The following is a 23,009-nucleotide window of genomic DNA, read 5'->3' on the forward strand; positions in this document are numbered from 1 at the left end:
AGTTATCAATGGCAGTGCGGGTGGCATCGCCACCCGCGCAACGGACATGATAGGGAGCCTGGCGGATTCGCGATAGAGCCATTTCAGGCCGCCCTCATGGAACCATTCCCGCTGTATTTCGCCTGTCGGAACAAGACGGGCGAGTTAACGGGGCGCGAGCCGTCCGCCCCCCGAACCGCCAGGCGGCCAGCGCGTCGCCTAGAACGTCGCCCGCACCGCGAGCCGGAACGTGCGCGGCTGGCCGAAGTAATTCCAATAGTTGGTATTGCCCACGGACTGGTAGTAGTGCCGGTCGAACAGGTTGTCCACGTTGAACTGAACCGCCAGGTTCTTGTTGACGTCGTAGACCGCGTGCAGCCCGACCAGCGTGTAGGCGCCCTGCGAAATCTTGTATTCCTCGTCCTCGTCCGGGGTGCTGGCATTGAAGATGCCGCTCTGCGCGTAGACCGACCCGCCCACGCGCAGCTTGTTCCAGCGGTCTGGCAGCCGGTAGTCGGTGGACACCTTCAGCAGATGGCGCGGGTAGGTGCTGGCGAAGGTCTGGCCGGACAAAGGCCCCTGCGCATACTTGGATTGCGTGTACGTGTAGCCCAGGCTGACGTTCCAGGCCGGCGTGATCGCGCCATTGATCTCGACGTCCACGCCGCGGTTGCGCACCTTCTCGGCGGCGCGGTAGCAGGAAAAGATGCCCGGCGGGCACAGATCGCTATCCTGGATCAGGTCCGCCCGGCCTTTCTGGTCCGTCTGGAACAGGGCCAGCGCGGCGTTCACCCGGCGGTCCATGAATTCGCCTTTCAGGCCGATCTCGTAGTTCTGCCCGGTCATCGGCGGCAGCACGCTGCCGTCGACGCCGATGTTTTCCTGCGGCTTGAAGATTTCGGTGTAGCTGGCGTAGGCCGACAGGTTCTCGTTCAGGTCCTGCACCACGCCCGCATAGGGCGTGACCTTGCCGCGCTGCTCATAGCGGCTTTCCGTGCGCACCGTGGTCTGGGCATAGCGGTCGAACTCGAACCAGCTCATGCGCGCGCCCAGGATGAAGGTGGTGCTGTCGGTCAGGCTGAAACGCCCCGCCGTGTAGATGCCCTGCTGCTTTTGCGTGATGTTGTACTGCCACATGTGCGCGTCCAGCCCCGTGGGTGCGGGCGGGTCGAACGCAGCCAGGTTGTTCATGTCGACCAGGTAACGGTAGCTGGCGTCGCGTCCGCCGTGATAGTCGAAATCGTCCTTGCGGGTGGACGCGCCCACCACCAGTTCGTGCTGGCGGCCCAGCAGTTGGAACGGGCCGGACGCGTAGGCGTCCACGCCCCACTGCGTATCGTCGTACTGGAACAGGCGCGGATTCAGCGTGAACGTGTCGCCCTCCGTGCGCTGCGTGTAGTTGCCCAGGAAGTCGGACTTGGCCGACAGCCAGTTCCCGGCCACCGTGAACCGCCAGCCATTGCCGAACTCATGCTTGATGTCGGCGAACAGGTTGGTATTGCGCTTGTTCAGGTAATTCCAGTCGCCGACCAGGGCCGTCTTGCGCGACATCGGGTAGAACGCGCCGTCGGCCTGCGTGGGCAGCCCCGACCAGTCATATCCCTGGTTGCGGTCCTTCTGGTAGCTGAAGCCCGCCGTCACCGTGGTGGCCGGAGTGAGGTCCGCTTCCAGGATGCCGTAGAAGAGCTGGTTCTCCTTGCCCGCCTTTTCCTTGAAACTGCCCGCGTCGGTGTAGGCCATCACGGCACGGCCGCGCAGGGTCTTGGCCTCGTTCAGCGGGGACGACACGTCCAGCATGGTGCGGTAGTCGTCCCAGGACCCGGCCAACACGGTCAACACGCCCTGGGTTTCCATGCCGGGGCGCTTGCGTATCAGGTTGATCGACGCGGCCGGATTGCCCGCCCCTTCCAGCAGCCCGGTGGCGCCGCGCACCACCTCGACGCGGTCATAGATCTCGGTGGTGGGCTTGTTGATGGCATCGAACGAATAGGCGTTGCTGATGTTCGCGGGCACGCCGTCGATCTGCAGGTTGTCGATCAACTGGCCGCGCGCCTGGTACACGGAACGCTCCGAGCCGTTCTGCACCACCGAAATGCCGGTCGTGGCCTGCAGCACGTCGTCCAGGTTCTTCATCGACTGGTCGTCCATGCGCTGGCGCGTCACGACCGTCACGGACTGGGGCGTCTCGCGCGGCGACAGGTTCAGGCGTGTCGCGCTATTGGTCGCCTGCACCACATAGGTGCCGCGGGTATCCGTGGGCGGCAGCATGCCGGACACGGTAACCGGCGCCAGCGTGGTCGTCTGCGCTGCCGGGACACGCCGTAGCGTCAGCGTGCCGTCCGCGGCGCGCGCCGGTTCCAGTCCGCTGCCCGACAGCGCCTGGCGCAGCGCGGCATCGACGGTGTAGACGCCGGTCACGGCGGGGGCCTCCAGGCCGCGCACCAGTTGCGGGTCGTAGGACACCACGGTCCGGCTCAACCGCGCGATCTCGGTCAGGGTGGCGTCCAGGCTGCCGGCCGGCAGGTCGAACGCGATGGGCGCCCCCGATTGGGCTTGGGCGGGCACGGGCAGGCCCAGGCTGGATACCGCCAGGACGATGGCGGCGCATAAGACAGAAGGAACGGGCAAGACGCGCATGAGGATCTCCGATACGTTGCGCACAGTGATATGTAGACATGTGCCGCGAGATCGGAAAAGTGACAGTCCCCATGCGAAAAAAGTGAAAAAAGGCGGTCAGGCCCGGCGCAGGTCGATCAGGGTCAGCCAGCGCGTGTAGCGGCTGACGGTGATCGGCAGCGTGTGTTCCAGCGCGCTCAGCGCGCGCTCGGGGTCGTCCAGCGGATAGAGCCCCGACACGGCGAGGCGGGCGGCCTGCGGGCTGACGCGCAATACACCCGTGCGGTAGCTGCCCAGCGCCGCGGCGATCTCGCCCAGCGGCTGGTCACGGGCCGTGAGCCATCCCTCGCGCCACGAGGCGGCGTCTTCCATCGGTGCTGGACGATCCACCCAGCCATCGCCAAAGCGCGCGCCTTGGGCCATTGCCAGCGCCAGGGGCGACGCCTTGCGCGGCAGGATCTCGACGCTGCTCTGCAACGCCACCGCCAGGCTGGCCTCGTGTTCCAGCCGCACCATGCAGCCGGCGCCCGCGCTACGGACCTGGCCGTGAGGCGTGTGCACGGACAACAGCGCGGAAAGGCCTGCGCGCGGCTGCAGCACCAGCGCCCCCTCCAATAGCCGCACGCGGCGCGCGTCCGCCGTGAAATCCAGGTCCACCCGGCTGCGCGCGTCCAGGGTCAGCAGGCTGCCATCCGGCAGCGTGAACGTCCGGCGTTCGCCCGTAGCCGTGCCCAGATCGGCGGTCAGATTGCCCAGCGGGGAGTGGCGGTTGGCCGCCCAGCCGCCGGCTGCTGCGGCGCCAGCCAAGCCGGCCACGTTGAGCAGCACGCGGCGGCGCGCCGGACGCACCAGCGTGCGCCGCAGCGCGTGGTGCTCGTTCTTCATGACTGTTTCCAACCGGCCCACCGACTGACTGAGACCCTGCTGCAGCCGCGCCCAGGCGCGTTCATGGGCGGGGTCAGCCGCGCGCCAGGCCGCACAGGCGGCATGGTCGGCGTCCGTCGCCTCGCCCGAGGTCAGCTTGAGCCAGAAGCCGATCGCCCGTTCACCGGCCTCGGCCATCGACGGCTCGCGGCTCATGGCGCGTCCGCCAATGCGTAGCAGCGCTGCAGCGCCTGCGCGATGTACTGGCGCACCATGCTCACCGACACGCCCAGCGCGGCGGCGATTTCCTTGTGCGTCAGGCCATCGAGCTGGCTGTACAGGAACGCGGCACGCGCCTTCGCCGACAGGCCGTCGAGCATCTGGTCCACCTGCTGCAGCGTCTGCAGGATCGCAAGCTGTTCCTGCGGCGACGGGGCAAATTGCTCGCCCTGGTGGAACAGGCTTTCCAGCCACGCGGCTTCCAGCTCGCGGCGGCGCCACAGTTTCCAGACCAGGCGTTTGGCGATGGTGATGATGAGCGCGCGCGGCTCGCGCACGGCGGCGAGCCGCGGCGTCTGGATGAGTTGTACGAACGTGTCGCCCGCAACGTCTTCGGCGTCTTCGAGGTTGCGCAGCCGGGTGTATAGCCGGCCCAGCAGCCATGGCCTGTCTTCGGTGTAGATCCGGGCCAGCAGCGGATAGTCCGGGGAAAGCGTGGAAGGCGGAAGCATGGCGCGGCGGGCGGTTACCTGCAAATGGGAATCGCTCGCATTCTATCGCAATCATCCCAAGGCGTCCCCTTTCCGAGAGGCGCATTGTGCTCATGCCGATCGCGCACGGAAACAGCAAGGCCTCCCGGAGGAGGCCTTGCGCGATTGAGCAGGACGGTTTTATCCGTCCTTTATGGATGCCGGCGCATCAGCGGATCGGCCACGGATACATGGCGCCGCCCTGGTTCCACAGCGCATTCGTGCCGCGCTGCAGGCCCAGCTTGCTGTCCTTGCCCACGTTGCGTTCGAACACTTCGCTGTAGTTGCCGACCGCCTTGATCGCGTTGTAGGCCCACTTCTCGTCCAGGCCCATGTTCTTGCCGGCCCCCGGCGTCACGCCCAGGATGCGCAGGACGTTGGGATTCTTGCTCTTGAGCATGTCATCCACGTTCTTCTGCGTGATGCCGTATTCCTCGGCTTCCAGCAGCGCGAAGAGCGTCCAGCGCACGATGCCCAGCCAGTTCTCGTCGCCCTGGCGCACCATGGGGCCCAGCGGCTCCTTGGAGAATCGCTCCGGCAGGATCTCGTAGTCGTTCGGGTTGGCGACCTGGGTGGCGCGCACGGCGGCCAGTTGCGAGGAGTCGTCCGTGAAGGCGTCGCAGCGGCCGGATTCGAAGGCCCGCACGACCTCGGTCACCTTGTCGATCACGACCGGCTTGAACTCGATGTTATTGGCGCGGAACCAGTCGGCCAGGTTCAGTTCGGTGGTGGTGCCGGGCTGCACGCAGACCGTGGCGCCGTTGAGTTCCTTCGCGCTCTTGACGCCCAGCTTCTTGCTGACCAGGATGCCCTGGCCGTCATAGAAGCTGGCGGCGACCGCGGACAGGCCCAGCGACGTATCGCGCGTCTGGGTCAGCGTCACGGTGCGCAGCAACACGTCGACCTCGCCCGACTGCAGCGCCGTAAAGCGTTGCTGGGTGGAAAGCGCGGTGCCCTTGAACTTGGAGGCGTCGCCGAACACGGCCGCGGCCACGGCGCGGCAGATGTCCACGTCCATGCCTTCCCATTCGCCCTTGCTGTTCGTCGCGGAAAAGCCGGACACGCCGTCCGTCAGGCCGCATTGCACGAATCCCTTCTTTTTCACCGCATCCAGCGTGGGACCGGCCACCGCCGCCGAAGACGCGCAGGCCAGGGCAAGCGTGCTGGCTGCAACCATCAAAATCCGCTTCATGATGCTTCTCCTGAGATAGGTGTCCGCCATCGGCTCGTAGCCGGCGACGGCTGAAACCAGGCCCCGCCTTACTGGGCCGGCCGCCAGATTAAGCCATGTCCACCCCGTGAACAACGCGCGCCTTCCTAGTGAAAACCCGCAGCGACCAGGCGCCCACCGCAATTTCGCAGGCGTCCGGTGATCGAACTTTATCGGCGCCCCGGCGGACCGTCGCGGCCACCCCCGCGTGCCATACTTTTTTTGCGACTTTGTCCGATAGGCAGCAAAGCCGCAGTCCCAGGAAACACCGATCGCGTCACAAAAAAATCCGGACGCGCATCGCCATTCGCCCGATTCATGGAGGAGACAAGTCCATGGCATATGTATGCACATCGCAGCCCCATCGCCCGGCGGCGGCCACTGACCGCCGCCACGCTCTCAGGAACCTGCTGTTCGCCGCCCTGGCGGTAACCGGGCTGGCCGCCGGCCCCGCCCAGGCCGACGATTGGCCCAGCAAGCCCATCAAGATCATCGTGCCGTACACGCCGGGCGGTTCCACCGACACCGTCACGCGCATCGTCATGGAAAAGCTCGGGCCGCGCCTGAACCAGACCATCGTGGTCGAGAACCGGCCGGGCGCCAACAGCAGCCTGGGGTCCGCCCTGGTCGCCAAGGCAGAGCCCGACGGCTATACGTTTCTGTCGATGCTGCCGGCCTACATCATCAATTTCCACCTCTACAAACTGGGCTACAAACCTGCGGACCTGACGCCCGTGGTGCAGATGGCGGACCTGCCGCTGTTCCTGTTCGTGTCGCAGGAATTGCCCGTGAACAACGTGAGCGAACTGGTCGCGTACGCCCGCAAGAATCCGGACAAGCTCACCTATGCCTCCAGCGGCAACGGGTCCAGCGCGCACCTGACCGGCGCCGACTTCGCGCTGCAGAGCAAGATCACGATGACGCATGTGGCCTACAAGGGCAGCGCGCCGATCCTCACCGACCTGCTGGGCAACCGCGTGTCGATGGTGTTCGACCCCATCCTGGTCCCGATGCAGTACGTGAAGCAGAACCGCCTGAAGGCGCTGGCGTTCACCGGCAAGGAACGCTGGCCGACGGAGCCCGGCATTCCCACGATGGAAGAAGCGGGCCTGCCGGGCTTCGTGACCGGATCGTGGGCGGGGCTGATGGCGCCGGCCAATACGCCCAAGCCGATCATCGAACGCATGGCGCGCGAGATCAGCGAGATCGTCAAGGAACCCGACGTGCGGCAGAAGTTCGTGGATGCGGGCTTTCTGCCCGTGGGCGGCACGCCGGCGCAGTTCGCCGATCTGATGAAAAAGGACTCGGCGCGCTACGCCGAAATCATCAAGCAGGCGAACATCACCGTGAACTGAGCGGGGCCGGGCGCCCTGGGCGCCCGCCCTCCATCGGAGCTCCCATGATCGACAAGTTCATCGACACCCCCGCGGCGGCCGTCGCGGACATCCATGACGGCGCCACCGTGCTGATCAGCGGGTTCGGCGGCGCCGGCATGCCCACCGAACTGATCCACGCGCTCATCGACCAGGGGGCGCGCGACCTGACCGTGGTCAGCAACAACGCCGGCAATCGCGACACCGGCCTGGCGGCGCTGATCAAGGCCGGGCGCGTGCGCAAGGTCATCTGCTCGTTTCCCAAGGCGTCCCATTCCTGGGTCTTCGACGCGTTTTACCGCGAGGGCCGCATCGACCTGGAATGCGTACCCCAGGGCACCATCGCCGAACGGCTGCGCGCGGCCGGCGCGGGACTGGGCGGCTTCTTCACCCCCACCGCCTATGGCACGGACCTCGCCCGCGGCAAGGAAACCCGCATCATCAACGGCCGCGGCCACGTGTTCGAGGAGCCCCTGCATGGCGACTTCGCGCTGGTCAAGGCGGACCGCGGCGATCGCTGGGGCAATCTCACCTACAACATGAGCGCGCGCAACTTCGGGCCCATCATGTGCATGGCGGCCAAGACCACCATCGTGCAGGTGCGCGCCAAGGCCGAACTGGGCGAGTTGCCCCCCGAGGCGGTGGTGACGCCCGGCATCTTCGTCAAGCGCGTCACGGAAGTGCCCAACGCCGCCTTTTCCAGCTAACGCCACCCCGCGTAAAGGAACCCGCATGTTTCGTCCCCTGACCCGCGAAGCCATGGCGCGCCGCCTGGCCCTGGACATCCCCGACGGCAGCTACGTGAACCTGGGCATCGGCATGCCGGTGCTGGTGGCGGCCCATCTGCCCGACGATCGCGAGATCGTGCTGCACAGCGAAAACGGCATCCTGGGCATGGGTCCGCCCCCGGCCGAGGCCGACATCAACCTGGACCTCATCAATGCCGGCAAGCAGCCCGTGACGCTGCTGCGGGGCGGATCGTACTTTCATCACGCGGACTCGTTCGCCATGATGCGCGGCGGCCACCTGGACATCTGCGTCATGGGCGGCATGCAGGTCGCCGAGAACGGCGACCTGGCCAACTGGTCGCTCGACAAGCCGGGCGAAGCGCCTGCCGTGGGCGGCGCGATGGACCTGGCCGTGGGCGCGCGCAGCGTATTCATCATGATGGAACACAACAGCAAGAACGGCGATCCCAAGATCGTCCAGCGCTGCACCTATCCGCTCACCGGCGCCGGCGTGGTGGACCGGATCTACACGGACCTCGCCGTCATCGACGTCACGCCGGACGGGCTGGTGGTCCGGGATATGATCGACGGCATGACTCTGACCGAACTGCAGGCGCGCACCGGCGCGCCGCTGCGCGCAGGCTGATGCTGCCCAACCTCCCTCCTCCCGGCTACGCGGCGCCGCCCGCGGCCGAAGACCATCCCGACCAGTTGCGCGGCGATCCGGACTACATGCTGACGCTGGCCCGCGGCCTGCATGTGATCCGCGCCTTCGGCACGCGCCGCCATCCGCAGACCGCCGCCGAGCTGAGCCGGCGCGCCGGCCTGCCGCGCGCCGTGGTGCAGCGCTGCCTGCACACGCTGATCCTGCTGGGCATGGCCGAACAGCACGGCCGGCTCTACGTGCTGACGCCGCGCATCCTGGGCCTGGGCTACGCCTACTTTTCCTCGACGCCGTTCGTCTCGCTGGCGCAGCCCGTGCTGGAAGAGTTGAGCGCCACGGTGAACGAAACCTGCGCGCTGGCCATCATGGAGGGGCACGAGATGCTGTATCTGGCGCGTTCCGAAGTGAACCGCCTGCTGGCGACCTCGATGGGCCTGGGCAGCCGCCTGCCGGCGTATTGCACATCCATCGGGCGCGTGCTGCTGGCGGAATTGCCCGAGCCGGCGCTGGCCCGCTATTTCGCGGCGACCGACCTGCAGCCCTACACGGAATTCACGCTGACCAGCGAGGCCCGCCTGCGCGCGGAACTCGCCCGCATCCGCGAGCAGGGCTATGCGGTGGTCGACCAGGAACTGGAACTGAACGTGCGCGCAATTTCAGTGGCCGTGCGCTCGGCCAGCGGCAAGGCTTGCGGGGCCGTGAACGTCAGCGTCAAGGCCGCGCGCGTGCCGCTCGATCGCCTGAAAGACGAATTCCTGCCGCCCTTGCGGCAGGCCGTCGAACGAATCGGAGAATTCCTGGCCGCGTGATCGGCCAGGCCATGCCGGACCAGGCTACAGGCCGGTCGTATCCAGCGTGAAGGCCGCGGCCGCGCGGCCGATGCGGTCGTTGACCGCGTGCCAATCATCGGTGGCGGGCGGCGCCTGCACGATGATGCGCGCATAGCCCTGTCCGTCCAGATCGCGCAGCAGGCCGTACAGCGCCTGCGCATACCGCGCCGGGTCCGCCGGCACCGGCTGCCATTGCACGCGGGGATCGACCGCGGCGGGCGGCGGGCCATAGGCCACCAGCACCACGCGGCCTTCGGGCAGGTTGCGCCCCTGCAGCACGTCTTGCAGGCGCGCGTCGCTGGCCAGTTCCAGCGGCGTGCGCGGCGCGTAGTGCGCCTTCAGCGTGCCCGAGGCGCGCGGCGCCGCGGCGTCCGGCGCGAAAACCTGCACGCCCAGCACGGCTTCGATCTGCGCGGCGCTGATGTGGCCGGGCCGCAGCAGCACGGGGCCGGCGCCGCGATCCAGGCGCGACAGATCCAGGATGGTGGACTCGATGCCTACTTCCGATGCGCCGCCTTCCAGCACGGGCATGCCGGCCGCGACTTCGTCGGGAAACTCGCTGCGCACGTGCTCGGCGCGGGTGGGCGACACCTGGCCGAACTTGTTGGCGGACGGCGCGGCCACGCCGCCCTGCCCGTTCGGCTTGCCGGCCGCGAACGCCGCCAGCAGCGCCTGCGCCACCGGATGCGACGGACAGCGGATACCGATGCTGTCCTGGCCGCCGCTCACGGTGTCGACGATGTGCGGCGCGCGCTTGAGGATCAGGGTCAGCGGACCGGGCCAGAACGCGTCGATCAGCAGCCGCGCTTCGGGCGGCACCTGCGCGGCCCAGTACGACACGTCGCCCTGCGGGGCGATGTGCACGATGACGGGGTGATTGGAGGGCCGGCCCTTGGCCGCGTAGATCTTGGCGACCGCTTGCGGGTTTTCGGCATCCGCGCCCAGGCCGTACACGGTCTCGGTCGGAAAGGCGGCCAGCTCGCCGTCCAGCATGCGCTGGGCGGCGTGGGCGATTTCCGCGGCGCTGGCGGAGTCGGGCGTGGGTTGGGACATCGGATCGGCGTGGGTTACTCGGGCGCCTGCATGCCCAGCGCGGCCGCCACGCGGGCGGCATCGGCGCGGGCCGCTTGCAGGGTGGACGCCACGATGGTGACGTGGCCCATCTTGCGGCCGCGGCGCGCCTCGCGCTTGCCGTACAGGTGCAGCTTGGCCGACGGCACCGCCAGCGCCGCCGCCCAATCGGGCTCGCGCTGCGCGGTGTCGGTGTCGTTGGCGTACCAGATGTCGCCCAGGATGTTCAGCATGACGGCGGGCGCCAGCAGATCCGTGCCGCCCAGCGGCAGGCCGGCCATGGCGCGCGCCTGCTGCTCGAACTGGCTGGTGACGCAGGCGTCGATAGTGTAGTGGCCGCTGTTGTGCGGCCGCGGCGCGATCTCGTTGACGATGAGGCTGCCGTCCTTGAGCACGAAAAACTCCACGCACAGCACCCCGTGGTAGCCCAGGCCCTGCGCGATGGCCTGCGCCGCCTCGGTGGCGCGCGCCTGGCGTTCGGCGTGGGCGGCGTCCTGCTGCACTGGCGCGACAGTGGACACGGCCAGGATGCCGTCGCGATGCACGTTGCGGGCCACGGGAAACACCACGCTCGCGCCGTCGAAGCCGCGCGCAAGCACGACCGAGATTTCATAGTCCAGCGGCATCAGCGCTTCCAGCACGCAGGCCACGCCGCCGAATTCGGCGAAAGCGGCCAGCGCTTCTTCGCGCGTGTCGATGCGGGCCTGGCCCTTGCCGTCATAGCCCAGGCGGGCGACCTTCAGGATGCCGGGAAAGAGCGCGTCGGACGCGGCATGCAGATCGGCTTCGCTGCGGATGGCGGCGTGCGGCGCGACCGGAATGCCTTGCGCGGCGATGAAGGTCTTCTCGGCGATGCGGTCCTGCACGATGGCCACGGCGTCGCCCGCCGGGCTGACGCGGCAGCGCGTCGCCAGCGCGCGCAGGCTGTCCGCGGGGACATTCTCGAATTCGGTGGTGACGGCCTGGCAGGTCTGCGCCAACTGCGCGAGGCCGGCCTCGTCGTCATAGGCTGCCTGGATGTGCAGGTCCGCGACCATGCCCGCGGGGCACTCGGCCGCCGGGTCCAGCACCGCAACCTTGTAGCCCAGGCTTTGCGCCGCGTGGCAGAACATGCGGCCCAACTGGCCGCCGCCCAGCATGCCCAGCCAGCCGCCGGGCGCGATCATGAAAGGAGTCGATTGAGTCATTCGCATCAGGCCTCGGGCGGAACCTTCATATCGCGCGCGGCCTGCGTCTGGCGGGCGCGGAACGCCACCAGCTTTTCGTGCAGTCCCGCGTCGGTGCCCGCCAGCGTGGCGATCACGTGCAGCGCGGCATTGGCCGCGCCCGCTTCGCCGATGGCGAAGGTGGCCACCGGCACGCCCTTGGGCATCTGCACGATGGACAGCAGCGAATCTTCGCCGCGCAGGTACTTGGAGGGCACCGGCACGCCGAACACCGGCACCTCGGTCAGGGCCGCCATCATGCCCGGCAGGTGCGCCGCGCCGCCGGCGCCGGCGATGATGCCGCGCAGGCCGCGCTGATGCGCCGCGGCCCCGTATTCGGCCATGTCCTGCGGCATACGGTGCGCGGAGATCACGCGCGCCTCGTAGGCCACGCCGAACTCCTCCAGCATCGTCACCGCGTGCTTCATGACCTCCCAATCGCTGGAAGATCCCATAATCACGCCCACCACGGGGGTGGCCTGCGCCGCTGCGGAAGTCTGGTCTGTCATAACCGGTGTCTAGAAGTTGAACCGCGGCGCGCGCGCCGCGACATGTCAGGAAAGCGCGGAACCCGCCCGCGAAACCCGCTATTTTACCCGGCGTCTGCGGACCGCTACTGCGCGGCCGCCCTGTCCAGCCAAAGATAGCTGACCGGATCGTCCGGGCAAGGCCCGAAGCCGCACTGCAGCGTGGTGCTGCCGGCATTGGCCAGGACCACGACAAAAAACAGGGCCATGATCACCATGCCCAGCGCCGATACCGGCTTTTTCAGCATGCTGTCGCCCCATTTCCGGTCGACGCACAGCATGACGACGCAGAACGCGATGATGCCCGCGAACGCGATGAAGGCCCACGTATAGAAATGCAGGCCGAGCAATGGCGTGCCGTAGCCCGGATCGCCGGGCGCGATGTGCAACAGGACCTGGCGCCCCGAGGCGACCATGCCGCCCATCGCCCCCGCGATGCTCATCGCATAGTGCATGGGCGACGGCCCCAGCCGGAGGTTGAGCAGGAACCCGACGCCGGCAAGAATCAGCGCCACGCGTTGCAGCAGGCAGAGCGGGCACGGCAGTTCGTCATACGCGAATTGCCAGACGAAGGCCATGCAGAGGATGGCGCTGACGCCCAGGAGGGCCAGCGCGTTCAGGATGCGCGAGCCGCGCGCGGGGTTGAGGGAAAAGATCATTGTCCGCGCATCACAGGGAGAGCGCCAGCGGACTGGTCATGTGGTATTGGCACCAGGCGGCAAAGAGCGCCAGGGTGAGCAGCCAGAACGTCACGCAGGGACGGCGCCTGCCCGTCAACCCGAACCACACCGCCAGCGTCCCAGTCACAAAAGGCAACATCATCACCATGCGGCGCTCCTTATCACGGATGTCCCGAACCAAGCGCGGACGAGTATAGCGTAACAATCCGAAATAATTGGCGTACCAAGCCCCGGGTTTCCCCTTGCAGCGACTGGGAGCAGGCAAAAAAAACCCGCTCTGGGTACAGAGCGGGTTTCATCAAGCGCGATCGGTCGGGCGACCGATCAGGCAAACATCAGGCAAATATCAGGCGATCAGGCGGTCCAGCGCTTCGCGGTACTTGGCCGCCGTCTTGTCCAGCACGTCCTTGGGCAGGCGCGGCGCGGGCGGCGTCTTGTCCCAGGTCTGGGTTTCCAGCCAGTCGCGCACGAACTGCTTGTCGAACGACGGCGGGCTGATGCCCACGCGATAGCCGTCCGCCGGCCAGAAGCGCGACGAATCGGGCGTCAGGACTTCGTCCATCAGGTGCAGCGTGCCGTCATCGTCCAGGCCGAACTCAAACTTGGTGTCGGCGATGATGATGCCCTTGGTCGCCGCGAAGGCTGCGGCCTCGGCGTAGAGCTTGAGCGTGACGTCGCGGATGCGCTCGGCCATTTCCTGCCCGACTTCCTTGACCACATGCGCGAAATCCACGTTTTCGTCGTGCATGCCGAACTCGGCCTTGGCCGCCGGCGTGAAAATCGGTTCGGGCAGCTTGCTGGCCTGCTGCAGCCCGGCCGGCAGCTTGATGCCGCACACGGCGCCGGAGGCCTGGTAATCCTTCCAGCCGGAACCGATCAGGTAGCCGCGGGCGACCGCTTCCACCAGGATGGGCTTCAGGCGCTTGACCACCACGGCACGGCCGCGCACCTGGTCCACCTCATCGGGCGCCACGACGTCCTCGGGCTTCACGCCGGTGGAATGGTTGGGCAGGATATGGGCCAGCTTCTGCAACCAGAACTCGGTCAACTCGGTCAGCACCTGTCCCTTGCCGGGAATGGGGTCGTCAAGGATCACATCGAAGGCGGAGATACGATCCGACGCGACGATCAGCAATTTGTCGTCGCCGACGGCGTACATATCGCGCACCTTACCGCGGCCCAGCAGCGGCAAGGACTTGATGCTGGATTCATGCAAAGCAGAAGTCACGGGAATGGCCTATGGCAAAAATGAACATTCCCGCCGCGGGCGGGCGCCAGGGCGGGAAGTAGAACGAAATCGGACACTGTGCGGGAGCGGCCCCCGCAAAGCGCATAGATTACTGCAAATAAGTTCGCCTTGCCGCTGGCCGAGGGCCGGGTTAGGCTTTATTCCCACCCATTATTCGCGCCGGCCGCCCCAGGCGTCACGGCGCAACCCACCGCCCGGAGACAAAGCCGTATGCAGGATGCTTCCCCCAAGCGCATGCCCCACGCCGACGCGCAGGTACACATGACAGGCGGCTGCCAATGCGGCGCCATCCGCTACGCCCTCACCGACGAGCCCATCACGGCCGCCACCTGTCATTGCCGGGACTGCCAATATTCCAGCGGCGGCGCCCCGGCCCATGCGCTGATCTTCCCGGCGGGCACGGTGACGCTGCTGCGCGGCCAGCCCAAGGAGCACCGCTACCAGGGCGACTCCGGGCATACCGTCATGCGCAGTTTCTGCCCCGCCTGTGGGACGCCGCTGTTCGGCGGCTCGGAGGGCATGGGTTATGAAGTCGTGCGCGCGGGGTCGCTGGATGATCCGGAAGCGTTCCACGCCAAGGTCAGCCTGTGGACGGATTCGGCGCCTTCGTGGCATCACGTGGATCGCACGGTGCCGCATTTTCCGAGAAACTCGCCGGCGTAGCCTTAAACAGTCGCCAAGCCGACAGGTTCAGCGGCATCGCTGCTATCGAGGCTTCCACCAACTCAAGCCGATCAATCGACCAGCCAGCCACCTTCCCCTTCGATCAAAGCGGCGTTGTGGCTGGTCGCATCACCCACCCGTGCAACTGCCCGACCTTCCAGACCGCGGTCGACGATCCGGTCTGGATGACCGCTTCGCAGCTTATCCTGTCCCCGACACGGGCTTTCGGATAACCCTCTACATTTGCGTGTGCAGCGCCGCTGACGACGGTTCCCATGCCATGGGTAGGACAATCATGGCGGTGACCAACAAAGAACAATAGGGCGCATGGCATTACCTTGCATCAGGAACATTCAACCAGAATGAGCCAGTAGAACCGACCGGCGTCACGAATCAATCCGCTCGCTATTCAGACGCATGATCGGTGTGCGCTTCTCCACAAATCCGCAGAGCTCATCAATTTCCTTCGGAAAAGGGGTGTAAGGAACGTTGTATTCGATGACCTCGGCCAAGCTGTCGGGAAAAGCGATTGCCATAATCAACTTTGAACTGCGACCTTCACCCCACCACCTCACCCCTAAGGTTGACCAGATCAAAGCCATGGCCGTTGAAGCGGTGATAAATGTCCTTGCGCGCTTCCACCGGGGTGGTGTCATAGCCGCTCAAATCGGCGCCTGGCGCGCACAGGCGCTCCACTTCATCAGGCCACTGGGCGCTGGCAGCACGGCGGATCAGATACCGATCGATCAGGGGGCCGCCCGCCAGGTAATACCCTGGCATGACCACCAGCCTTGCTAACAGGAAATCGATGAGGCCATCATCCTTGAAATTGACGGCCTTGGTGAAGCCACTGGGTTTGTGCAAGGTTCGCTGTGGATCGGGCTGTACGGCGGACAGGCCTTCAGCCATGTAGCGGCGGAGGAACTCCAGGCGAGTTAGATTATCTACAAGTGCGGATTCATCGCCGATGTCGAAGGCCCCGGAAGCCATGGCCAGATCGGTTGGCCCCGTGCGAAACACCAAGTTAAGGGAAAATTTTCCATCCGCCGATGCACTGAACTCGGTGAAGGGATAGACGTCCCGCCACGGCGCGGTGGTCGCCTTGTTCGGCCCTCCATAGATGTGCACAACCTGAGCTTGGCGGTTAAATCGAACACAAGAGGGTGTAATCCTGCTGAGTGCGTATCCTAGACAAAACATCAGGACCGAGAAGAGCGCGATTATCCAATCGTCGGAGATAATTTCGATCGCGCTCTTGCCTCTCACTGCTGCAGAAATTATAGAAATACCCACTGGAATGAAGGTCGCCAAAAATGCGCCACACACCAAATAAAGGACAAAGGCCATTTTTCCAACAGAAACGCGGCTTTCCAAATAGCGATCATTGAATAGATGCTTGTCAGAGAGGTCGTCCGAAAAACTGACCTGGCCAGGCCACATCGCGACACGGATGTCGGGAAGTTGCTGCCAATCCGAACGACGCTTCAGGTTGGCCAACATTTGTTCGAAGTTGAGCAAGGGGGGTGAGTTGGCCATCAGTTCGTCATCTCCAGTACTAGATTCGGCTGGGTAAAGCCGTTGGGCCAATAGCGCACAGACGCATGAAGTGCATGCATCTGATGCCGCTTGGCGATCTTGGCGTCCCGCTTCGCGACCTTGGCGTGGAACATTAACAATTTCCATTGCCACTTTTGAATCGCGAGCATCAGCCCACCACCTCGCCTATAAGGTTGACCAAGTCAAAGCCATGGCCGTTGAAGCGGTGATAAATGTCCTTGCGCGCTTCCACCGGGGTGGTGTCATAGCCGCTCAGGTCGGCGCCTGGTGCGCACAGGCGCTCCACTTCCTCAGGCCACTGGGCGCTGGCAGCACGGCGGATCAGATACCGATCGATCAGGGGGCCGCCCGCCAGGTAATACCCTGGCATGACCACCAGTCTTGCTAACAGGAAATCGATGAAGCCATCATCCTTGAAATTGACGGCCTTGGTGAAGCCACTGGGTTTGTACAAGGTTCGCTGTGGATCAGGCTGTACGGCGGACAGGCCTTCAGCCATGTAGCGGCGGAGGAACTCCAGGCGAGTTAGATTATCTACAAGTGCGGATTCATCGCCGATGTCGAAGGCCCCGGAAGCCATGGCCAGATCGGTTGGCCCCGTGCGAAACACCAGGTTAAGGGAAAATTTTCCATCCGCGGATGCACTGAACTCGGTGAAGGGATAGACGTCTCGCCATGGCGCGGTAGTCGCCTTGTTCGGCCCTCCATAGATATGCACAACTTGGGCTTGACGGTTAAATCGAACACAAGAGGGTGTAATTCTGGTTAGACCGTATGCAAGCAAAAAAAAGAATGCGCAGAAAAGTACAGCTATCCAATAGAGGGATATTATTTCGCTGAATTCGAGGCCATTTATGAACTCGGAAATTATTAGGGAAATTGAAGACAGAGACGTAAATACGAACGCGCCACACGTCAAATAGAGAACAAAGGCCATTTTTCCAACAGAAACACGGCTTTCCAAATAGCGATCATTGAATAGATGTTTGTCAGAGAGGTCGTCCGAAAAACTGACCTGGCCAGGCCACATCGCGACACGGATGTCGGGAAGTTGCTGCCAATCCGAACGACGCTTCAGGTTGGCCAACATTTGTTCAAAGTTGAGCAAGGGGGGGGGATTGGCCATCAGTTCGTCATCTCCAGTACCAAATCCGGCTGGGTAAAACCGTTGGGCCAATAGCGCACCACCGTATTGCCGAACAGGTTATGAGCTTCTAAACGCAGGTAGCCGTTGCCCGCTTTGACTTCGACTTTCGCAGGGTCGCTGAAAGCGCTTTCGGTCATCAGACCAAAAGCCACATGCTGCGTAAGCGCATATGCACTGATTTGTGGCTGCCAGCCCGGCAGCACTACGGCGACATCGCGTTGAGGCCGCGAACGCCCCACGCTCGGAAGAACGCCCTCAAGCATAATGTTGCCGACCTTATAACTGGCTTCTATTCTGGGTTTGAGGAACAACTCGTAATACCCCTTTTGCTCCGCCGTACCATCAAGCGTTGGATCAAGACCCAGGCATCCTCTCCTGATCCAGTCTGCGACTTTGGCCTTATCGGCACGGGCTTGGTTCCACGTATAGGCGAGCTGCAATGCAGCGATGATCAAGGCCACTGGCGCATCGGCAAACCAGATTACTGCCCGCTCCAATGCGCCGAACAAGACAGCCTGTCCGGCTTTTTGCAGTGCTAATTTTCCTCCTAACCGAGTTATCTCTCGCGTCCACATCTTTGCGCCGAGATAGGAAAAACCTACACCAGCCGATGCGCCTTGCAGCGCAATCCCGACGTACGTAACCTTCCTTTCAGTATGTTCCTGTTTTGCTAGCGAATTAATATCCTTGAACGCCATGACGAGCGCAGCCCCCGCTACCAAACCAATCGCCCAACGATCCGCCCGATCCGCCAGCTTCTTTAGCGCCTCCGCCTCGGCAGCCTTGCCGCTTAACGCCGCCAGATCCCGTTGCCGGGCCAATACCGCGGACGCAAGCCCTTTTCCCCCTCCGCCCAAACCCAGCAGGTTCCCGGTAGCGTTCAAACTGTTGACCAGCGCGGTTTGGTCGCCCGTCGTGAACTGGTTGAACGCCGCAGCGGTATTTGTCACGGAAGTAAGTACGCTCAGGCCGCCCAGGCCCAATTTGGTCCCGTGCCAAAGCGATAACCTGAACGTAAGCCTGGGCACCAGTTCGCGAACCTCGGCCTGATCCACTGCCTCGAGCGCGGACACGAGCCGTATTACGGTGATCTGATCCTTGGCCCCTTGGGCCACTGCGGTCAAACGGAAGTTCACCGTGCCAGCAAGGTTGGCCTCGCGCCGCAGCAGGTCAGGAACGTCTCGGGTGGCAATTTGCACCGGGCTGGCAAGTTGGCCCTCCGCAACCTCAAACATGGCGGCGTATCGGCTGCTCCAGAGTGCCTGGGCCGCCATCGGATTCTGCCCTTTCGTCAATGACAGCATCGCCAACGCAGTCAGTTGCCGGGACGCCGCATCGGGCTTGATCTCCTTGACTAGGGTGCCCAGGTCCTTTAACGTCTTGTTGGCCAATTGGTCCGTCGTGGTCTCCAGCACCTGACGCACCGTGGCCCAGGCACCGATCTTGGGATGTCCAAGCAGGGCGAGACCCAGCAGACTCCCCTCGCGTGGCCCGCTGGGCGTCAACTGGCGGGAAAGTTCTTGCGTGCCCGCGGCGCTGCAGATCAGGCCATGGAGGGTGCGTACAACGGCGGCCCGGCCAGCCACGAAACAGCGTGCATCCTCCCAATCGTAAAGTTTGCGAAGGCTCCATGGCAGCGCGCCCGGACCGGCATAGGCTTGACCCCACGGAATGAGGTCTGCAGCCGCGGCATCCAGCTGCTGTTGATAATGGGCCACGGTAGGATCATCCTTCTCAAGGAACTCCGCCCGAGCCTTTTGATCTACCGCTTCCCTGAACAAATCGCGCTTTGCCGCCAGCCCCTTTCTATAGGCGTAATCGCGTGCGGCATTCGCCGCGCCGCCGGTCGTGCCCGGAGGTAGCGCGCTGCCCACCGCATCATTGGAGAACGTCTGGAGCTCGACCTCCCGGGCCAGGTTGTCGCCCAGCGTCTCGATCACACCGCTGACCCACCGCAAGCGGGCCGCATCCTGGTTGTATGCGTTCCATTGCTTGAGCACACTATCGATGCGGTGATTGAGTTCGCTCGCCAGTCCCACCGGATCATGCAACGCGACCATCAGCCGTGCGCTGCCCGGTCCCTGAGCCATGCTCATGTCAGCGGTCGTCGGCAGGCGCGCGCTGTTGATGTATTCCGACCACGGGACCTTCTGGCCGTCGAGTCCGACAGCGTGTTGGTCCGCAATGTCTTCCAGGCGAATGGTATGTTTGACGGATGGTGCTGCTTCGGGGCTGGGGTTCGCCTTGAAGGCGGCCAGCCACGGCGCAAGATCCACCTCCGTACCCAGGGTTCCGCGCACGTTATCCGTGTTGTCCAGAAAGGAGGCAAGCTTGTCGGGACTCAGCAAGGTATCGGCAAACCAGATCGAGACCCATGCCGGATCGTGGTCGTAGGCGGGAATATAGGGAAACGGCAGCAGCTCTCCGACCAATCCCGTGGCACGGAACTCGGCGTTCAACTGAAGCCGCTGGAATTGCGCGGGCCTGCGCTGGCCACCGTTGGTATCGCCGTCCGGGCTGCGATAGACAAAGCACAGAATCTGTTCCCGGTTGTCCGGGTCATGGATGTACAGGTAGCCATCGTCGTCGCGCAATGCACGCAACACGTACTGGGTGCTCGCAAGCGCAGGGAAGCCGCGTTCCAGATTGGGGTGGCTATAGGCGAATCCAGCGCGCTCGGCGGGCGCGACGGAATACCGTAATGGAAAGAATGGAACGACCTTGCTGCAATGATGCGGCGATTGGGCAGCGCCGCTGGGCGTACAGCTGTTCAGCTCTTGCGGCGTTTTGGTGATGACGGTCATGCGGTGATTCCTTCCATCAAGGCGTGCGCCCGCAATAGACGACGCCACGCAGGCGTTTTCAAGTCGCCCATGATCCTGGCCAGCGCACTTTGCTTCTCGAAGAGCTGCTCGTGGTAGCGAAAGTACACATCCAGGAAGCCGAGCATGTCTTCGTTGTTTTCGAAGCCCCGCGAGAACGCATCCTCGGTGTGCTTTTGAACGTAGGTCAGCATCGTCGCTTCGTCGATGCCATCAAGCGCGGCAATGCCGCTGGCCAGCAAACGGCGCACGAACTGCATGTTGCGGTACTGAGTTTGCTGCGCCTGAAGGCTATGCAGGTGCGTGGCGCTCAGCCTCAATGGCCCGTTGGCGGCTTGCCCGCGACCCGGCATACTGTGGCCCACGCTGTACCAATCCCCTTTCCCCTCGTTCCATTCGCACCAATACCAATGGTCGACAGGGCCCAACAGCGTGTCGAGCTCCAGGGAGTCCATGTCCCGGACCATCCCTCGCAAAGCGCGCGGCTCGTGCAGCCTCAACAGCGGCTGCGTCCCGTCCGGCAATAGCGCGTGCCGCTGGCTGCGCAGGTGCTCCAATACCGTATTGAAAGATTGGTCGGATAAAAGCAATCCGCCCCAGTGCAACCGAACCCAAGGTTGCATGAACGCCTGCAGCAAAGGCGAATCGCTGCGGGCCTGAATCAGCAAGGGCCCATCCCGATGCTGGGAGGCATATTCGGTATGGCTGTATACCCAGGCATGCCAGATGCGGTGATCCAGCTTACGCACGATGGCCTCCAGCTCCGGCTCCAAGCCTGCGTCCAGAATCAGGAGCAGTTGAGGCGACTGCTGGACGCGCGCCAGCAGCGCATCGGGTGTCGTAGGCTGGAGCGTCATGGGCTCACCCTCAACCGGCCACAGGGGCAATGCTCAAGAGGACACGTGCCGTCGCTGCGCATGGCGCACAAACTGTTGAGCGCGCGTCCTTGCTCTGCAACGCCTTTGATGCTCAGTTGGTTGCCTGAACCACCGCTCTGACTTATTGGCCCCTTCAGCTGTATGGCGATAGCTTCCAAAGTGATGCCGCCACTATCGATGGTGATCGTCCCCCCGGGGCCTTTAATGACGATGTTTTCGCTGGCCTGCAAATCGTACTTAAGCGTCTTGCGCTCGATGCTTTTTCCGGCAGCAAGCTGATGGTGTCCCCGTACGGTGAACGCCACGTGGCCGCCCACATCGATCAGGTGGTTCGCCATGGTCTTGTCGATCCGATGGTTCCCCACCTCTTCGATTCGATCCTTGGCCGTGCGGATGACGTGATTGCGGCCGATGTCCAGAAAGTCGTCCTGTGTGACGCTGTGCCGCCTGTCATTGCCGATGGTGACATGCTCGTCATTGCCCACCGTTTCCTTGCGGTCGTGGCCGATGGCGATGGTCTCGTCGTGCTGGACCTGTTCGCTGCGGTCATTGCCGATGAAGGTGGATTCGTTGTGGTTGACGTGGATGTTCTGGTCCTTCTGCGCATGGACGTAGATTTCTTCCCGATCCAGCTCATCCTCGAAGCGCAGCTCGTTGTAGCCATCGCCCTTGTGCGATTTGCTCCTGATCGTCATCCGCGTCTTGTGCAGCGGCAATTCGTAGGGCGGCAGGTTGATCGCGCGATAAGTGCGTCCGGTGATGATGGGCTGATCGCAGTCGCCATCCAGGAAATCGACGATCACTTCCTGGCCGATGCGCGGGATGGCCATGTGGCCCCAGGCCGCGCCCGCCCAGTTCTGCGAGACGCGGATCCAGCAGGAGCTGTGTTCGTCATTGCGGCCCAATCGGTCCCAGGGGAATTGGACCTTCACGCGACCGTAGGCGTCGCAGTAGATTTCTTCGTTGGCAGGTCCCACGACCGAGGCGATCTGCGGGCCGTCGATGCGGGGTTTAAGGGCTGGTTCCGGCTTCCAGTCCACCTTGTCCGGCACGATGTCGGCGGTGTAGCGGTATTAGGTGCCTTGCGCGGCGTCGGCACCGTCTTCCTGCTGGCTCGTGTGCTGGATGCCGTGGTGCTGCATGCGCACGGGGCGCCAACCGTGGTTCCAGTCTTCGCGCGGGTGGCCGGTCAGGTCGAACGCCACGCCGGGAATGAGGCGCGGGTCGTCACCTTCGACGCGGGCCATGCGGGCGTCGCGCCGTAGACCGAGGAGGCGGCTGTGGGTGAAGGGTTTGCCGGCTTCGTCGCGTTTGTAGCGGCCGGGGTAGTCGTAGCGTTCGTAGCGGGCGTCCTGGTGATCCAGTTCGCGCGCTAACGCCGAATGCTCCTGGTCGTATTGCGGGTGGGTGTAGGTGTAGTCGCGCTGCGTCTGGCGGGCGGTGCGCACGTGTTCGGCGTACGTGAATCGGCGCAGTGCGGGCTCGGGCTGGTCTCCACCTGGTGTGGGGTTGTAGATGACCGGGCCGCCATCGATCGCGCCGTGGACGTAGATGCGATCTCCGTGGATCAGGCGGTGGCCCTTGTCGGTGTGAGCAAAACGGTAGAAGAATCCTTCCTCTGCCGCGAGCCGGTCGAGGAACTGCAGGTCCGTGTCGCCGGCTTGGACACAGTATTCTCGTGGGAGGTGTTCGTGGGTGGTGACCTGTTCATAGTCCGTGATGCCGTGGGATTTGATGACCTGATCCAGGATCTCCGGCACCGACTGCTGCTGGAAGATGCGCCAGTCGGAGCACAGCGACGCGCGCGCCAGCGCCGGTTCCACCACGGCGCGGTAGCGGGTGCGCCGGAAACCGGTGTCGCCCTGTTCAAAGCTGGTGACGATGCCGTGTACGTGGCGCACAGGCACATCACCGCGCCAGATCGTGAAGAGCGCAGGCTGGTCCAGCAGCGCGCCAAAGTCCACGGCCGCATCGAAGCTGGACAACGCCACGCGCAAAAGAAAGGTCTCGGACAGCGCTTCATCCAGCGTGAACTCGATGACGTCGAAGTCCACGTCGGCGGCCGCCGGCGAGAACGTGAATCGCAGATCGGATAAACGGGTCATCTCGGTATCCTGCGCAGCCGCAACGTTGCGAGCAATCGTTGCGGCTGCCGATGGTCAAGAAGAAGACGGAATCACCGCTGGCGGCGACTCCG

General features: G+C 64.2%; 22 protein-coding genes and 1 pseudogene. 5 read left to right on the forward strand and 18 right to left on the reverse strand.

Annotation, left to right across the window (positions count from 1 at the left end):
• Nucleotides 1-198: 198 nt before the first annotated feature.
• The 4 genes from BXA00_RS02610 to BXA00_RS02625 all read right to left on the reverse strand — a co-directional run bounded on the left by BXA00_RS02610 (nt 199) and on the right by BXA00_RS02625 (nt 5,400).
• Nucleotides 199-2,616 carry a TonB-dependent receptor gene (locus BXA00_RS02610; RefSeq protein WP_076515947.1) on the reverse strand — a complete coding sequence of 806 codons (2,418 nt, stop codon included), beginning with the start codon at nt 2,614-2,616 and terminating at the stop codon, nt 199-201.
• 96 nt (nt 2,617-2,712) lie between these two features.
• Entirely contained in the window at nt 2,713-3,675 is a 963-nt protein-coding gene (locus BXA00_RS02615; RefSeq protein WP_076515949.1) for a FecR domain-containing protein, read from the reverse strand.
• Nucleotides 3,672-4,190, reverse strand: coding sequence for a sigma-70 family RNA polymerase sigma factor (locus tag BXA00_RS02620; RefSeq protein ID WP_076521758.1), 519 nt, complete (start codon nt 4,188-4,190; stop codon nt 3,672-3,674). Before BXA00_RS02620 ends, BXA00_RS02615 begins: the two co-directional genes overlap by 4 nt.
• Before the next feature lie 187 nt (nt 4,191-4,377).
• Nucleotides 4,378-5,400, reverse strand: coding sequence for an amino acid ABC transporter substrate-binding protein (locus tag BXA00_RS02625; protein ID WP_076515951.1), 1,023 nt, complete (start codon nt 5,398-5,400; stop codon nt 4,378-4,380).
• 353 nt (nt 5,401-5,753) lie between these two features.
• Here BXA00_RS02625 and BXA00_RS02630 point away from each other — a divergent pair, with 353 nt between their 5' ends.
• From BXA00_RS02630 to BXA00_RS02645, 4 genes are read left to right on the forward strand one after another with little or no spacing between them, the layout of a single operon-like run.
• Nucleotides 5,754-6,773 (forward strand): tripartite tricarboxylate transporter substrate binding protein, encoded by a 1,020-nt coding sequence (locus tag BXA00_RS02630; RefSeq protein WP_076515952.1) that lies wholly within the window; start codon nt 5,754-5,756, stop codon nt 6,771-6,773.
• 44 nt (nt 6,774-6,817) lie between these two features.
• Nucleotides 6,818-7,498: a 3-oxoacid CoA-transferase subunit A gene (locus tag BXA00_RS02635; RefSeq protein ID WP_076515954.1), complete on the forward strand. Its 681-nt coding sequence runs from the start codon at nt 6,818-6,820 to the stop codon at nt 7,496-7,498.
• Between the two features lie 25 nt (nt 7,499-7,523).
• Nucleotides 7,524-8,165: a 3-oxoacid CoA-transferase subunit B gene (locus BXA00_RS02640; RefSeq protein WP_076515956.1), complete on the forward strand. Its 642-nt coding sequence runs from the start codon at nt 7,524-7,526 to the stop codon at nt 8,163-8,165.
• On the forward strand, nt 8,165-8,992 hold the full coding sequence (locus BXA00_RS02645; RefSeq protein ID WP_076515958.1) for an IclR family transcriptional regulator C-terminal domain-containing protein: 828 nt from the start codon (nt 8,165-8,167) through the stop codon (nt 8,990-8,992). The genes BXA00_RS02640 and BXA00_RS02645 overlap by 1 nt, the downstream gene beginning before the upstream one ends.
• Nucleotides 8,993-9,016: 24 nt before the next feature.
• Here BXA00_RS02645 and BXA00_RS02650 read toward each other — a convergent pair whose 3' ends face one another.
• The 6 genes from BXA00_RS02650 to BXA00_RS02670 form a co-directional block, all read right to left on the reverse strand.
• Nucleotides 9,017-10,066: an L-threonylcarbamoyladenylate synthase gene (locus tag BXA00_RS02650; protein ID WP_076515960.1), complete on the reverse strand. Its 1,050-nt coding sequence runs from the start codon at nt 10,064-10,066 to the stop codon at nt 9,017-9,019.
• A 14-nt stretch (nt 10,067-10,080) separates the two neighbouring features.
• A complete protein-coding gene (locus BXA00_RS02655) occupies nt 10,081-11,271 on the reverse strand; it encodes a 5-(carboxyamino)imidazole ribonucleotide synthase (RefSeq protein WP_076515961.1) in 1,191 nt (396 codons plus the stop codon).
• A 5-nt stretch (nt 11,272-11,276) separates the two neighbouring features.
• Nucleotides 11,277-11,798 (reverse strand): 5-(carboxyamino)imidazole ribonucleotide mutase, encoded by a 522-nt coding sequence (gene purE, locus BXA00_RS02660; protein ID WP_076515963.1) that lies wholly within the window; start codon nt 11,796-11,798, stop codon nt 11,277-11,279.
• Between the two features lie 104 nt (nt 11,799-11,902).
• Nucleotides 11,903-12,475: a disulfide bond formation protein B gene (locus tag BXA00_RS02665; protein ID WP_076515964.1), complete on the reverse strand. Its 573-nt coding sequence runs from the start codon at nt 12,473-12,475 to the stop codon at nt 11,903-11,905.
• Between the two features lie 10 nt (nt 12,476-12,485).
• Complete coding sequence (locus tag BXA00_RS29035) at nt 12,486-12,644, reverse strand: DUF5993 family protein (protein ID WP_369825592.1); 159 nt, start codon at nt 12,642-12,644, stop codon at nt 12,486-12,488.
• A 198-nt stretch (nt 12,645-12,842) separates the two neighbouring features.
• Nucleotides 12,843-13,724, reverse strand: a complete 882-nt coding sequence (locus tag BXA00_RS02670) for a phosphoribosylaminoimidazolesuccinocarboxamide synthase (protein ID WP_076515966.1) — start codon at nt 13,722-13,724, stop codon at nt 12,843-12,845.
• 231 nt (nt 13,725-13,955) lie between these two features.
• On the opposite strand from BXA00_RS02670, the gene BXA00_RS02675 reads away from it, so the two are divergent.
• A complete protein-coding gene (locus tag BXA00_RS02675; RefSeq protein WP_076515968.1) occupies nt 13,956-14,408 on the forward strand; it encodes a GFA family protein in 453 nt (150 codons plus the stop codon).
• A 103-nt stretch (nt 14,409-14,511) separates the two neighbouring features.
• Here BXA00_RS02675 and BXA00_RS02680 read toward each other — a convergent pair whose 3' ends face one another.
• The 8 genes and pseudogenes from BXA00_RS02680 to BXA00_RS02705 all read right to left on the reverse strand — a co-directional run bounded on the left by BXA00_RS02680 (nt 14,512) and on the right by BXA00_RS02705 (nt 22,917).
• Nucleotides 14,512-14,742, reverse strand: coding sequence for a PAAR domain-containing protein (locus BXA00_RS02680; protein WP_369825593.1), 231 nt, complete (start codon nt 14,740-14,742; stop codon nt 14,512-14,514).
• Between the two features lie 52 nt (nt 14,743-14,794).
• On the reverse strand, nt 14,795-14,944 hold the full coding sequence (locus tag BXA00_RS28680) for a hypothetical protein (protein ID WP_172805846.1): 150 nt from the start codon (nt 14,942-14,944) through the stop codon (nt 14,795-14,797).
• Nucleotides 14,945-14,966: 22 nt separating this feature from the next.
• Nucleotides 14,967-15,944: a hypothetical protein gene (locus tag BXA00_RS02685; RefSeq protein WP_076515970.1), complete on the reverse strand. Its 978-nt coding sequence runs from the start codon at nt 15,942-15,944 to the stop codon at nt 14,967-14,969.
• Nucleotides 15,944-16,114 carry a hypothetical protein gene (locus BXA00_RS28685; RefSeq protein ID WP_156902725.1) on the reverse strand — a complete coding sequence of 57 codons (171 nt, stop codon included), beginning with the start codon at nt 16,112-16,114 and terminating at the stop codon, nt 15,944-15,946. Before BXA00_RS28685 ends, BXA00_RS02685 begins: the two co-directional genes overlap by 1 nt.
• A complete protein-coding gene (locus BXA00_RS28690) occupies nt 16,114-17,091 on the reverse strand; it encodes a DUF6708 domain-containing protein (RefSeq protein ID WP_156902726.1) in 978 nt (325 codons plus the stop codon). Before BXA00_RS28690 ends, BXA00_RS28685 begins: the two co-directional genes overlap by 1 nt.
• Nucleotides 17,091-19,916: a toxin VasX gene (locus BXA00_RS02695; protein ID WP_076515974.1), complete on the reverse strand. Its 2,826-nt coding sequence runs from the start codon at nt 19,914-19,916 to the stop codon at nt 17,091-17,093. Before BXA00_RS02695 ends, BXA00_RS28690 begins: the two co-directional genes overlap by 1 nt.
• Nucleotides 19,913-20,791, reverse strand: coding sequence for a DUF4123 domain-containing protein (locus BXA00_RS02700; protein WP_076515975.1), 879 nt, complete (start codon nt 20,789-20,791; stop codon nt 19,913-19,915). The genes BXA00_RS02695 and BXA00_RS02700 overlap by 4 nt, the downstream gene beginning before the upstream one ends.
• Nucleotides 20,788-22,917: pseudogene (locus tag BXA00_RS02705) on the reverse strand (type VI secretion system Vgr family protein). Before BXA00_RS02705 ends, BXA00_RS02700 begins: the two are co-directional and overlap by 4 nt.
• Nucleotides 22,918-23,009 lie beyond the last annotated feature (92 nt).

The sequence above is a fragment of the Achromobacter sp. MFA1 R4 genome (assembly GCF_900156745.1).
GTDB lineage: Bacteria > Pseudomonadota > Gammaproteobacteria > Burkholderiales > Burkholderiaceae_B > Achromobacter.

Bases quoted from the DNA above. Each gene is read 5' to 3' on its own strand.
- BXA00_RS28685 (WP_156902725.1), bottom strand. From the start codon at position 16,114: ATGCTCGCGATTCAAAAGTGGCAATGGAAATTGTTAATGTTCCACGCC.
- BXA00_RS02635 (WP_076515954.1), top strand. From the start codon at position 6,818: ATGATCGACAAGTTCATCGACACCCCCGCGGCGGCCGTCGCGGACATC.
- BXA00_RS02655 (WP_076515961.1), bottom strand. From the start codon at position 11,271: ATGACTCAATCGACTCCTTTCATGATCGCGCCCGGCGGCTGGCTGGGC.
- BXA00_RS02615 (WP_076515949.1), bottom strand. From the start codon at position 3,675: ATGAGCCGCGAGCCGTCGATGGCCGAGGCCGGTGAACGGGCGATCGGC.
- BXA00_RS02695 (WP_076515974.1), bottom strand. From the start codon at position 19,916: ATGACCGTCATCACCAAAACGCCGCAAGAGCTGAACAGCTGTACGCCC.
- BXA00_RS28690 (WP_156902726.1), bottom strand. From the start codon at position 17,091: ATGGCCAATCCCCCCCCCTTGCTCAACTTTGAACAAATGTTGGCCAAC.
- BXA00_RS02675 (WP_076515968.1), top strand. From the start codon at position 13,956: ATGCAGGATGCTTCCCCCAAGCGCATGCCCCACGCCGACGCGCAGGTA.
- BXA00_RS02700 (WP_076515975.1), bottom strand. From the start codon at position 20,791: ATGACGCTCCAGCCTACGACACCCGATGCGCTGCTGGCGCGCGTCCAG.
- BXA00_RS28680 (WP_172805846.1), bottom strand. From the start codon at position 14,944: ATGGCAATCGCTTTTCCCGACAGCTTGGCCGAGGTCATCGAATACAAC.
- BXA00_RS02685 (WP_076515970.1), bottom strand. From the start codon at position 15,944: ATGGCCAACTCACCCCCCTTGCTCAACTTCGAACAAATGTTGGCCAAC.
- BXA00_RS02640 (WP_076515956.1), top strand. From the start codon at position 7,524: ATGTTTCGTCCCCTGACCCGCGAAGCCATGGCGCGCCGCCTGGCCCTG.
- BXA00_RS02650 (WP_076515960.1), bottom strand. From the start codon at position 10,066: ATGTCCCAACCCACGCCCGACTCCGCCAGCGCCGCGGAAATCGCCCAC.
- BXA00_RS29035 (WP_369825592.1), bottom strand. From the start codon at position 12,644: ATGGTGATGATGTTGCCTTTTGTGACTGGGACGCTGGCGGTGTGGTTC.
- BXA00_RS02645 (WP_076515958.1), top strand. From the start codon at position 8,165: ATGCTGCCCAACCTCCCTCCTCCCGGCTACGCGGCGCCGCCCGCGGCC.
- BXA00_RS02610 (WP_076515947.1), bottom strand. From the start codon at position 2,616: ATGCGCGTCTTGCCCGTTCCTTCTGTCTTATGCGCCGCCATCGTCCTG.
- BXA00_RS02625 (WP_076515951.1), bottom strand. From the start codon at position 5,400: ATGAAGCGGATTTTGATGGTTGCAGCCAGCACGCTTGCCCTGGCCTGC.
- BXA00_RS02665 (WP_076515964.1), bottom strand. From the start codon at position 12,475: ATGATCTTTTCCCTCAACCCCGCGCGCGGCTCGCGCATCCTGAACGCG.
- BXA00_RS02630 (WP_076515952.1), top strand. From the start codon at position 5,754: ATGGCATATGTATGCACATCGCAGCCCCATCGCCCGGCGGCGGCCACT.
- BXA00_RS02680 (WP_369825593.1), bottom strand. From the start codon at position 14,742: ATGCCATGCGCCCTATTGTTCTTTGTTGGTCACCGCCATGATTGTCCT.
- purE (WP_076515963.1), bottom strand. From the start codon at position 11,798: ATGACAGACCAGACTTCCGCAGCGGCGCAGGCCACCCCCGTGGTGGGC.
- BXA00_RS02620 (WP_076521758.1), bottom strand. From the start codon at position 4,190: ATGCTTCCGCCTTCCACGCTTTCCCCGGACTATCCGCTGCTGGCCCGG.